The 12,647-nt window shown below is 69.6% G+C and carries 5 protein-coding genes; 1 reads left to right on the plus strand and 4 read right to left on the minus strand.

What is annotated here, in order from left to right; genetic code table 11:
* Positions 1-3: 3 nt before the first annotated feature.
* The 3 genes from ACZ7SW_RS28250 to ACZ7SW_RS28260 are packed head-to-tail and all read right to left on the minus strand — an operon-like array spanning position 4 to position 3,553.
* Positions 4-1,014, minus strand: a complete 1,011-nt coding sequence (locus tag ACZ7SW_RS28250) for a substrate-binding domain-containing protein (RefSeq protein ID WP_470233382.1) — start codon at positions 1,012-1,014, stop codon at positions 4-6.
* A gap of 23 nt (positions 1,015-1,037) precedes the next feature.
* Positions 1,038-2,027 (minus strand): ABC transporter permease, encoded by a 990-nt coding sequence (locus ACZ7SW_RS28255; RefSeq protein WP_470233383.1) that lies wholly within the window; start codon positions 2,025-2,027, stop codon positions 1,038-1,040.
* A complete protein-coding gene (locus tag ACZ7SW_RS28260) occupies positions 2,024-3,553 on the minus strand; it encodes a sugar ABC transporter ATP-binding protein (RefSeq protein ID WP_470233384.1) in 1,530 nt (509 codons plus the stop codon). The genes ACZ7SW_RS28255 and ACZ7SW_RS28260 overlap by 4 nt, the downstream gene beginning before the upstream one ends.
* 441 nt (positions 3,554-3,994) lie before the next feature.
* On the opposite strand from ACZ7SW_RS28260, the gene ACZ7SW_RS28265 reads away from it, so the two are divergent.
* Entirely contained in the window at positions 3,995-9,457 is a 5,463-nt protein-coding gene (locus tag ACZ7SW_RS28265; protein ID WP_470233385.1) for an ATP-binding protein, read from the plus strand.
* A gap of 218 nt (positions 9,458-9,675) precedes the next feature.
* Here ACZ7SW_RS28265 and dnaE read toward each other — a convergent pair.
* The coding region (gene dnaE, locus ACZ7SW_RS28270) for a DNA polymerase III subunit alpha (RefSeq protein ID WP_470233386.1) at positions 9,676-12,647 on the minus strand (2,972 nt) is incomplete at its 5' end.

Raw genomic sequence — 12,647 nt, forward strand, 5'->3', positions numbered from 1 at the left:
ATGTCAGCTCCGGTTCAGCTCGGCGTACACCTGGGCCGCGTTCTCGCGCGTCACCAGGCGAGTGGGCAGGGTCTGCGTCTTGGGCACGGTCTGGCAATCGACGAGCAGTTTCTTCGCCGCCGCAACGGCTTCCTTGCCGCCGGTCGGGTAAATGAACGTCGCGGACAGACGGCCGGCCTCGACCGCCTTGATGCCGCCTTCCGGAACCGGCAGGCCGTCGATGCCGACGATCGGCAGGTCCGCGCGGCCCGCGTTCTGCGCGGCGATGCGCGCGCCCTCGGCCATCGGGTCGTTCTCGGAGAACATCGCCTGCGCGTCCGGATGCGCCTTCAGCAACGCGTCCGCCTGCTGTTGTCCCTTGTCCCGCAACCAGTCCGCGTCCGCGCTGCCCACGACGGTGATGTTGCGATCAGTGATGCCCTGGTTGAATCCGTCGCTGCGTTCCTTGGCTGGCGTCGACCCGGCGAGACCTTTCAGTTCGACGACTTTCCCGCCACGGGGCAGCAATTTCTCGGCGAAGAACTTGCCCGCTTGGCGGCCGATGTCCACATTGTCCGCGCCGATAAAGGACGTATAGCCGTCGCCGTCGACTTTCCGGTCCAGCACGAGCACCGGAATCCCCTGGTCGTACGCCTTCTTCACCACGCTGGTCAGCGGCGTCGCCTCGTTCGGGCTGATGATCAGCAGGTCGATGCCCTGGGTGAGGAAGGTGTTGACCTGCTCGACCTGTTTCGCGTTGTCCTGCGCGGCATCCGCGTAACTGACGCTGAATTGCGGCACGCCGGCCGCGGCCTTGCGGACGTCGTCGTCCATCCGCACGCGGTACGGCTCGGCGAGATTCGCTTGGCTCATCCCGATTTTGTACTTCCCGCTCGGGCCGTGGCACTGCTTGGCGGCCGGCGCGGTGCCGGACGACGCACCCGGCGCGTTCTCGTGGGTGGTGCCGCAGGCGGTGACGGCCGAGACGAGGGCCAGCCCCGCCAGGACCGCCCCGCCGCGGATGAAGCCGGACATCTGCTCCTCTTTTCCCCGAACGCCTAGGCCGTGGCCGGGCGCAGCCGCTGCAGGCCCGCGGCGAGCACGATCACCACGCCGACCACGATCAGCTGGACGTTCGAATCGATGTCGTTGAGCTGGAGAATGTTGTCGAGCACGCCGACCAGCAGAGCGCCCGCGACGGTGCCGGACACCGACCCGCGCCCGCCGGACAGGCTGGTCCCGCCGATCACGACGGCCGCGATGGCGTTCAGTTCGTAGCCGGTGCCGTCGTTGGGCCCGCCGAAGTTGTACTGTCCCGCGTGGACGATTCCGGCCAGCGCGGCGAGCAGCCCGCACAGCCCGAAGACCAGCACCTTCACCCGGACCACCGGCACCCCGGACAGCACCGCCGCCTTCTCGTTGCCGCCGATCGCGTACACGTGCCGGGAAAACGCGCTCGCCCGCAGCACCAGCACCGCCAGCGCGGCGACCACCACGAAGAACAGCGCCGGGATCGGGACCACGCCGCCGAACGTCCGCTCGCCCAGCAGCGAGAACGGCACCGGAGCCTGGCCGGGACCGTCGCCGTAGGTGATCGAAACGCCCTCGCCGCCGGACCACATCCGGGCGATCCCGCGCGCGATCTGCATCCCGGCGAGCGTCACGATGAACGACTGGATCCGGAACCGCGCGCTCGCGATCCCTTGCAGCAGCCCGAAACCGAAGCCGAGCGCGAGGATCGCCAGCACGCCCGGCACGAGCCCCCAGCCGCCGCTGGTGAGCAGCAGCGCGACGCCGACGCTCGCCAGCCCCATCACCGACCCGACCGACAGGTCGATGCCGCCGACCAGGATCACCAACGTCATGCCGACCGCGATGATGCCGATCTCGGAGATCGCGCGGACGACGTTGAACAGGTTGCCGCTGCCGAGGAACACCAGCTCCCCGTCACGGTGCGGGGAAAAGACGATCGCGGCGGCGAAGACCAGCACCAGCCCGAAGACGCTCTGGAACCGGAACACCGCGGCCAGCACTCCGCGCCCGTTCACCGGACGTCTCCCATCGACGCGGCGAGCAGTTCCGCCTCGCCCGCATGAGCCGTGTCCAGTTCGTGCACACCGCGCCCGCCGCGCAGCACCACCACGCGGTCGCACACCCCGACCAGCTCAGCCGGTTCCGACGACGCCAGCAGCACCCCGACGCCGCTCCGCGCGGCCTCTCCGAGCAGCCGGTAGATCTCCGCCTTCGCCCCCACGTCCACCCCGCGCGTCGGCTCGTCCAGCAACAGCAGCACCGGTTCGGTGAGCAAAGCCCGGCCCAGCACCACTTTCTGCTGATTCCCGCCGGACAGCGAGCCCACCGGATCGGCGAGCGACCCCAGCTTCACCCCGAGCCGCCCCGCTTCCTCCCCGGCCACCGCACGCCCTCGGCGGCCGGGAACGATCCCGAACCGAGCCAGTCGCTCCACAATGGACAGCACGGTGTTCGCCACGACGGAATGTTCCAGCGCCAGCCCCGCGATCCGCCGGTCCTCGGGCACGAACGCGATCCCCGATCGCAGCGACCTGCGCGGCGACCGCGGCCGGAACTCCTTGCCGCGCAGGAAAATCCGCCCGCCGACCAGCTTGCCGCCGGACGCGCCGTAGAGCGCCTCCAGCAGCTCCGTCCGCCCCGCGCCGAGCAACCCGGCGACACCGACGATCTCTCCGGCCCGCACAGTCAAGCTGATCCCGTCCGGCTCCCGCCGCCCGGCGCGCGGCCGCACCGCGAGATCCTCGACGCGAAGCACATCGCCCTGATCTGGCGAGGACGCGCTGTCCGCACGGAACATCAGGTGCACCGGACGGCCCACCATCGCCTCCGCGGCCCGCTCGGCAGTCAGCTCCGCCGCGCTGAACTCGGCGACGACCTCGCCGTTGCGCAGCACCGTCGCACGGTCCGCGACCCGGCCGATCTCGTCCATCCGGTGCGACACGTAGACGATCGCCGCCCCGTCGGCGCGCAGCTGGTCGATGACCGTGAACAGCCGCTCCACCTCGCGCGGCGACAGCGCCGACGTCGGTTCGTCCATCAACAGGATCCGGGCGTCCAGCGACAGCGCTTTCGCGATGGTGACGAGCTGCTGTTCGCCGGTGCGCAGCCGTTCGACCGGCGTGCGCGGGTCGAGGTCGACTCCGGAGCGCTCGAGCACCTCGCGCGTGGCCGCGACCATCCGCCGCCGGTCGACGGTGCCGCCGCGGGTGTGCGGTTCGCGGCCGAGAAAGACGTTCTCCGCCACCGAAAGCGCGGGCACGAGGTCCAGTTCCTGATGGATCATCGCGACCCCGGCGCGGCGCGCGTCGGCCGGACGGGCGAACCGGACCGCCTCCCCCGCGATCCGGATCGCCCCCTCCCCGGCGGCGACCTCCCCGGACAAGATCTTCAGCAGCGTGGACTTGCCTGCCCCGTTCTCGCCGAGCAGCGCGTGCACCTCCCCCTTCGCCGCGGTGAAGTCCACCGCGCCCAGGGCACGCACCCCGCCGTAGGTCTTGCTGACGCCGGCCAGCTCGACCAGCGCGACGCCGCCGTCGCCCATGCCCGCCCTCTCGGCCCGCCCCGCGTCGAGAAATCGATTACCCGAGACGGTAGGGGCAGCCCAGGAGAGTGTCAAGGGTCACATTTTCCCATTGCCCACGAGGCATCCGCCCGGTTCGGTCCTCGGTCGCCCCGCCGCCGCCTGAACTGCGGGTAACCCCTGTCCGACCCCCTGGAAACGCCTGGCCAACCAGTTGCCGCCGCCCCTGGCCGACCGGCGTGATTTGTGGCATACCTCGCGATAAATCAGGCCCGGACGACCTGACACGAGCCGTTTTTGGCGGGTTCCTACAAACCGGCAGGCGCGGCATGCGTCATCCGCGACATTGGTGTACCCGGCGGTAAGGGAGCAATGTGTACGACGAAGACAGGCGACGTTCCGGCGGGTCCGGCGTCGCCTGCTGTGCGTGGATGTCGTTGGGTTCGCTGGGAGGCTTTGTCCGTGTTCAATCGCGTCGCCATCGTCAATCGCGGGGAGGCCGCGATGCGGCTCGTCCACGCCGTCCGGGACCTGTCCGCCGAGACCGGGCGACGGATCGAGACGGTCGCGCTCTACACGGACGCGGACGCCACCGCGACTTTCGTCCGCGAAGCCGACGTCGCCTATTCGCTCGGCCCCGCCTCCGCGCGGCCCTACCTCGACCTCGCCAAACTGGAGAAGGCGCTGGTCGAGACCAAGGCCGACGCCGCGTGGGTCGGCTGGGGCTTCGTCGCCGAGGACCCGGCGTTCGCCGAGCTGTGCGACAAGATCGGCGTCGCCTTCGTCGGCCCGAGCGCGGACGCGATGCGCAAGCTCGGCGACAAGATCGGCGCGAAGCTGATCGCCGAGGAGGTCGGCGTCCCGGTCGCGCCGTGGAGCGGCGGCGAGGTCGCGACGCTCGAGGAGGCCCTCGCCGCGGGCGACAAGATCGGCTACCCGCTGATGCTCAAGGCCACCGCGGGCGGCGGCGGGCGCGGCATCCGCAAGGTGGAGTCGGCGGGCGACCTCACCGAGGCGTACGAGCGCACCAGCCAGGAAGCGCTGCGCGCGTTCGGCAGCGGCGTCGTGTTCCTGGAGCGCCTGGTCACCGGCGCGCGGCACGTCGAGGTCCAGGTGATCTCCGACGGCGAGACCGCGTGGGCGCTCGGCGTCCGCGACTGCTCGGTGCAGCGGCGCAACCAGAAGATCATCGAGGAGTCCGCGTCGCCGGTGCTCGGGCCGGACCAGACGGCCGAGCTGAAGGCGTCCGCGGAGCGGCTCGCGGTCGCGGTCGGCTACCGCGGCGCGTGCACCGTCGAATTCCTCTACCACCCGGGCGACCGGATGTTCGCCTTCCTCGAGGTCAACACCCGGCTCCAGGTGGAACACCCGATCACCGAGATCACCACCGGCACCGACCTGGTGCGGCTGCAGCTGCACGTCGCGTCCGGCGGCAAGCTCGAAGGCGAGCAGCCCGCCGAGTCCGGGCACGCCGTCGAGGCGCGGCTCAACGCCGAGGACCCGGACCGCGACTTCGCGCCGTCCCCCGGCCGCATCGCGCGGCTGCTGCTGCCCGCCGGCCCGGGCATCCGGGTCGACACCGGCGTCAGCGAGGGCGACACGATCCCCGCCGACTTCGACTCGATGATCGCCAAGATCATCGCCTACGGCCGCGACCGCGACCAGGCGCTCGCGCGGCTGCGCCGGGCGATGTCCGAGACGTCCGTGCTCATCGAGGGCGGCGCCACCAACAAGAGCTTCGTGCTCGACCTGCTCGACCAGCCCGAGGTGATCGACGCCAGCGCGGACACCGGCTGGATCGACCGCGTCCGCGCCGAAGGCCGGCTCGTCACCACGCGGCACTCCGCGGTCGCGCTCGCCGCGGCGGCGATCGAGGCCTACGAGGACGACGAGGAGGTCGGTCGGCAGCGGCTGCTGTCCACCGCTTTCGGCGGCCGTCCGCAGGTGCGCCACGAAATCCGTCCGCTGGACCTGAAACTGCGCGGCGCGTCCTACCGCGTCACGGTCGCGCGCACCGGGCCGAAGCGGTTCCGGATCGGCGTCAGCGGCGGCGGCGACGTGCACCCGGCCGACGTCGAGATCGAGCGGTTCGACGAGTACAGCGGGCAGATCACCGTCAACGGCACGCGGTTCCGGCTCGTCACCGGCACGCACGGGCCGATCCACCTGGTCGAGGTCGACGGCGTCACGCACCGGATCAGCCGCGACGAGGGCGGCGTCGTCCGCTCCCCCGCGCCCGCGCTGGTGGTCGCCACGCCGGTCGCGGTGGACGACGAGGTCGAGTCCGGCGCGCCGGTGCTCGTGCTGGAAAGCATGAAGATGGAGACGGTGCTGCGCGCGCCGTTCCGGGCCCGGGTGAAGGAACTCCCGGTGTCGATCGGCAGCCAGGTGGAGACCGGGGCGCCGCTGCTGCGCCTCGAACCGCTCGCCGACGAGGCCGAGGACGAGGCCGCCGCGGAAGCCGAGACCGCCGAGATCGACCTGCCCGCCGAACCGGGCGGCACGAGCGCGGCCGACCGGGTCGAGCGCGGCAGCCAGGACCTGCGCGGCCTGCTGCTCGGCTTCGACGTCGACCCGCACGACCAGGGCCGCGTGCTCAGCGGCTACCTGGCCGCGCGCGCGGAGCTGGCGTCGCGGCCGCTGGAGGGCGAGCTCGGGCTGCTGGACGTCTTCGCCGATCTGTCCGAGCTGAGCCGGAACAAGCCGGCCGCGGACGACCTGAGCGCGTCGAGCCCGGTGCACAGCGCCCGCGAGTACTTCCACACCTATCTGCAGAGCCTCGACGTCGAGCGGGCCGGGCTGCCCGAGAAGTTCCAGGGCAGGCTGCGCCGCGTGCTCGGCAACTACGGCGTCGGCGACCTGGAGCGCACGCCGGAGCTGGAAGAGGCCGTCTTCCGGATTTTCCTTGCCCAGCAACGGGCTTCGAGCGACAGCGCGATCGTTTCCGCGCTGCTGCGCCAATGGCTCGCCGAGGCCCCGCCCTCGGCCGAGCTGCGCGAAGCGGCCGGGCTCGCGCTGGAGCACCTGATCGCCGCCACCCAGCTGCGTTTCCCGGCGGTCAGCGACCTCGCCCGCGGCGTGGTGTTCCGCTGGTTCGCGCAGCCGCTGCTGCGCCGGGCCCGCGCCGAGGTGTACGCCGAGATCCGCGGCCACCTGAGCTACCTCGACCGCAACCCGGACGCGGCCGACCGCGCCGAGCGGATCTCCGGGATGGTGTCGAGCAACGAGCCGCTGGTGCGGCTGCTCGGCCAGCGGATCGGGCGGCCGGGCGCGGACCCGGCCCCGATGCTCGAGGTGCTGACCCGGCGTTACTACGGCAACAAGGCGCTCACCGACGTGCGCGTGCGGGAGGTCGCGGGCTGCTCGTTCGTCACCGCTTCGCATCCGGAACCGGCGCGCGTGGTCACCACCGCGGTCGACTTCCCGCAGCTTCCGGACGCGATGCGCGCGGTGGCCGAGCTGTCCGCCGACGCCGGCGCGCCGGTGGCCGCGGACGTCTATCTGAAGTGGACCGACCAGCCCGACAGCGACGCGATGGCCGCGAAGCTCGGCGAAATCGTTGCCGCGCAACCGCTTCCGGCCGATGTCGACCGGGTCGTCACCACCGTCGCCGGTGGCGGCGGCGCGGTGATGCACCACCACTTCACCTTCCGCCGGACCGAATCCGGCTTCGAGGAGGACCGGGTGATCCGCGGGCTGCACCCGCGCGTCGCCGAGCGGCTGCGGCTGGAGCGGCTGCAGGAATTCGACCTCACGCGGCTGCCGTCGGCGGACGAAGAGGTGTACCTGTTCACCGGCACCGCGAAGGCGAACCCGGCCGACGAGCGGCTGATCGCGATGGCGCAGGTCCGCGACCTCACGCCGCTGCGCGAGGCGGACGGCAGGCTCGTGTCGCTGCCCTCGGCCGAGGACACGCTCGCCGCGTGCCTCGACGCGGTGCGCAACGCGCAGGCGCGGCGTCCGGCGAAGAACCGGTTCGACACCAACCGGATCGTCATCTACGTGTGGCCGCCGAGCGACCTGACGATGGACGAGCTGAACCTGCTCGCCCGCCGCGTGCTGCCGACCACCGCGGGCGCGGGCCTGGAGGAAATCCGGTTCCTGGCGCGGCAGCGGAACGCCGAAACCGGCGAGCTGACCGACATCGCGGTGACGATCCGCAACGAGGTCGGCGCGGGCGTGCGGCTGTCGGTCGAGGCCCCGAGCACCGAACCGGTGCAGCCGCTGGACGACTACCGGCAGAAGGTGCTGCGCGCGGCACGACGCGACACGGTGTACCCGTACGAGCTCACCGAACTGCTGGCCGGCGGCGGGTCTTTCGCGGAGCACGACCTGGACGACAGCGGCGCGCTGGTCCCGGTCGACCGGCCGCGCGGGCAGAACAAGGCCGGTCTCGTGGCGGGTGTGGTCAGCACGCCGACCGACCTCGTTCCCGAGGGCGTCAAGCGCGTGGTGCTGCTGGGCGACCCGACGAAGTCGCTCGGCGCGCTGGCCGAACCGGAGTGCACGCGGGTGATCGCGGCGCTGAACCTGGCGCAGGAGCTGCGGGTTCCGGTCGAGTGGTTCGCGCTGTCGTCCGGCGCGCGGATCTCGATGGAGTCCGGCACCGAGAACATGGACTGGGTCGCGGCCGCGCTGAAGCGGATCGTGGAGTTCACCCAGGACGGCGGCGAGATCAACATCGTGGTCGCCGGGATCACCGTGGGCGCGCAGCCGTACTGGAACGCCGAGGCCACGATGCTCATGCACACCAAGGGCATCCTGGTGATGACGCCGGATTCGGCGATGGTGCTCACCGGCAAGCAGTCGCTGGACTTCTCCGGCGGCGTGTCGGCCGAGGACAACTTCGGCATCGGCGGCTACGACCGCGTGATGGGCCCGAACGGGCAGGCGCAGTACTGGGCGCCGAACCTCGCCGGGGCGCGCGACGTGCTGATGGCGCACTACGCGCACACCTACGTCGTGCCGGGCGAAGCGGGCCCGCGCCAGGCGGTCACCACCGACCCGGCCGGCCGCGACGTGTCGGACTACCCGCACGCCGTCGTCGGCAGCGATTTCGCCACGGTGGGCCAGATCTTCTCCGCCGAGCACAACCCGGACCGCAAGAAGCCGTTCGACATCCGCACGGTGATGCGCGCGCTGTCCGACCAGGACCACCCGGTGCTGGAACGCTGGGCGGGCATGGCGGACGCGGACACCGCCGCGGTGCAGGACGTGCACATCGGCGGCCACCCGGTGTGCCTGCTGGGCATCGAATCGCGTTCGGTGCCGCGCCGCGGCTTCCCGCCCACCGACGGCCCGGACACGTTCACCGCGGGCACGCTGTTCCCGAAGTCGTCGAAGAAGGCGGCCCGCGCGATCAACGCGGCGAGCGGCAACCGTCCGCTGGTGGTGCTGGCGAACCTGTCCGGCTTCGACGGGTCGCCGGAGTCGATGAAGAAGCTCCAGCTGGAGTACGGGGCCGAGATCGGCCGCGCGATCGTGAACTTCGAGGGCCCGATCGTGTTCACGGTGATCTCGCGGTATCACGGCGGGGCGTTCGTGGTGTTCTCGAAGGCGCTGAACCCGAACATGACCGTGCTGGCGCTGGAGGGCTCGTTCGCGTCCGTGCTGGGCGGCGCCCCGGCGGCGGCGGTGGTCTTCGCGGGTGAGGTGAAGACCCGGACGGCCAATGACCCTCGGGTGGCTGAGCTGCAGAAGCGGTTGGGCGAGCTGAGCGGGGCCGAGCGGGCTGCGTGCGCGGCGGAACTGGCTGAGGTGACGTCGTCCGTGCGGGCCGAGAAGCTCGGCGAGGTGGCGTCGGAGTTTGACCGGGTGCACAGCATCCAGCGCGCGGTCGAGGTCGGGTCGGTGGACGCGATCGTGAGCACCGCGCAGCTTCGGCCGCGGATCATCGAGGCGATCGAGCACGGACTGAAGGGCTGAGGGATCCTCGTGGGTGCTGGTGCCGGTTCTAACCGGTGCCAGCCACTCGCGAGACTCAGCGGAGGGCTTTCGGTTCCGCGCGGACGGGTCTGCCCTCACCACGGCGTGGCGACCTCGCTAGCCTGGCCCGCGCCGCCAACGGCACGGCCGGGCTAGCGGCGCGCACCCTCGCAGGCGACTTGCCTGTCTAGGCCGGGGGGTCGTGAGCGTTTATGCACTCACGAGGCCACCGTGATCCCCCGGATCGTTTTCACCTCGCCCAGCAGCGCCGAGGTCACCTTGACCGAGTACCCGTCCAGCGCGTAACGCCGCTCCCCTACGTGCAGGTGCACCGGCGTGTTTCCCTGATGCGCCAGCAAAGTCTGCTTGAGTTCCAGCACCACCGGCAGCGTCACCTTCTCCGCCCGGGTGTGCAGCACCAGCGGCGTTTCCCCGAGTTCCGTCAGGTCGAGCGGCGCCAGATCCGCCCCGAAGACCGACATTTTGTCCTCCCGCCAGTTCACCCGGCCCTTCACGAGCACCGCGTTGTCCTCCACCAGATCCGCCGCGCACAACGCGTACGACTTCGCGAAAAACAACACCTCCAGCGAAGCGTCCAAATCCTCGACCGTGCAGATCGCCCACGGTTCGCCCTTTTTGTTCACCCGCCGCTCCAATGAAGTGATCAATCCGGCGAGGACGAGTTCGCCTTCTTTCGGCGGGTTGTCGATGATCGCCGCGATCGGGCGGGGCGCGTGTTTGCGGAGGACACCTTCCGCGCCGTCCAGTGGATGAGCTGAAACGTAGAGACCGAGCATGTCCCGCTCGTGCGCCAGCAATTGCTTGCGCGGCCATTCTTCGGCGGTGAATTTCACGTGCGTCAACGGGGACGAGGCCGGCTCGTCATCCCCGCCGCCGAAGAGGTCGAACTGGCCCATCGCTTCCTGGCGCTTGAGCGGCACCACGGCTTCCACCGCGTCCTCGTGCACCTGGATCATCGACAGCCGCGTGTGCCCCATCGAATCGAACGCGCCCGCCTTGATCAACGACTCGATCACCCGCTTGTTGCAGGCCACCAGCTCCGACTTGTCCAAGAACTCCGTGAACGAGGAGTAGTTCCCCTTCTCCTCGCGCGTCTTGATGATCGACTCCACCACGTTCGCGCCCACGTTGCGCACCGCGCCCATGCCGAACCGGATGTCGTTCCCGACGGCCGCGAACCGCAACGCCGACTCGTTCACATCCGGCGGCAAAACCTTGATCCCCAGCCGACGGCACTCCGACAGATAGATCGCCGACTTGTCCTTGTTGTCACCCACCGACGTGAGCAACGCGGCCATGTACTCCGGCGTGTAATTCGCCTTCAGATACGCCGTCCAATATCCGACTAGCGCGTACCCAGCGGCGTGCGACTTGTTGAAGGCATAACCCGCGAACGGAAGGATGGTGTCCCACAACGCTTGCACGGCTTCGCCGGAGAACCCGTTGTCGACCATCCCGGCACGGAAGCCCTCGAATTCCTTTTCGAGGACTTCTTTCTTCTTCTTGCCCATCGCGCGCCGCAGCACGTCCGCACGGCCCATCGAGTACCCGGCGACCTTCTGCGCGATCTGCATGATCTGTTCCTGATACACCACCAGACCATGCGTTTCGGCGAGGATCTCGCGCAGCGGTTCCTCCAATTCCGGATGGATCGGTTCGATGGCCTGCCGCTTGTTCTTGCGGTCCGCGTAGTTGTTGTGCGTGTTCATCGCCATCGGGCCCGGCCGGTAGAGCGCGTTGACGGCCACGATGTCCTCGAACCCAGTGGGGCGCATGCGGCGCAACAGATCCCGCATCGCGCCACCATCCAATTGGAACACTCCGAGGCTGTCGCCGCGGACCAGCAGCGCGAAGGTCTCGGCGTCGTCGACGGCCAGCCGGTCGAGGTCGATGTCCTCGCCGCGGTTGGCCTTGATGTTGTCGATCGCGTCGCCGATGACGGTGAGGTTGCGCAGGCCCAGGAAGTCCATCTTCAGCAGGCCGATGGCCTCGCACGACGGGTAGTCCCAGCCGGTGATGATCGAACCGTCGTCCCTGCGCCACAACGGAATCGCGTCCATCAACGGCTCGCTCGACATGATCACCGCGCAGGCATGGACGCCCGCATTGCGGATCAGCCCCTCCAGGCCGCGGGCGGTGTCGAAGATCGTCTTGCACTCTTCGTCTGTCTCGACCAAGGCGCGAACCTCGGCCGCTTCCGCGTAGCGATCGTGCCTCGCGTCCACGATTCCCGACAGCGGAATGTCCTTGGCTGCTACCGGTGGCGGCAAGGCTTTGGAGATCCGGTCCGCGATCGAGTACCCTGGTTGTCCGAAGTGGACTCGTGCGGAGTCCTTGATCGCGGCTTTCGTTTTGATGGTGCCGAAAGTGATCACCTGCGCGATCCGGTCGGAGCCGTATTTCTCGGTGGCGTACCGGATCATCTCGCCGCGCCGGCGGTCGTCGAAGTCCATGTCGATGTCCGGCATGGACACTCGCTCCGGGTTCAGGAAGCGCTCGAACAGCAGACCGTGCCGGATCGGGTCGAGGTTGGTGATGCGGAGTGCGTACGCGACCAGCGATCCCGCCGCCGAGCCTCGCCCCGGACCGACGCGGATTCCGGCTTCGCGGGCGTGCGTCATGAGGTCAGCCGTGATGAGGAAGTACCCGGGAAACCCTTTGTCCACAATGACATCGAGTTCGTACTCGGCTCGATCTCGGTACTCTTCGGGAACCCCGTCCGGCAACCGGTGTGCCAGCCCGGACATCACTTCATGATGCAGCCAGGTGGCTTCGGTGTGGCCTTCGGGGACGTCGAAGACCGGCATCCGGTCCTTGTGCGTGTACACGTCCTCATACGACTCGACCCGCTCCGCGATCAGCAGCGTGTTGTCCGCCGCCCCCGGAACCTCCCGATCCCAGTACTCCCGCATCTCGTCCGACGACTTCAGGAAATAACCGTCCCCGTCGAACTTGAACCGCGTCGGATCGTTCAACGTCTTCCCCGCCTGCACGCACAACAGCGCCGAATGCGTGTCCGCCTGGTCCTTCGTCACGTAATGCGAATCGTTCGTCGCCAGCGGAGGCAGGTCCAGCAGCTTCCCGATCTCCAGCAGACCCTCCCGCACCGACCGCTCGATCGGCAGCCCGTGGTCCATCAGCTCCAGGAAAAAATTCCCCGCCCCGAAAA

This window comes from Amycolatopsis sp. NPDC114484, assembly GCF_055633755.1.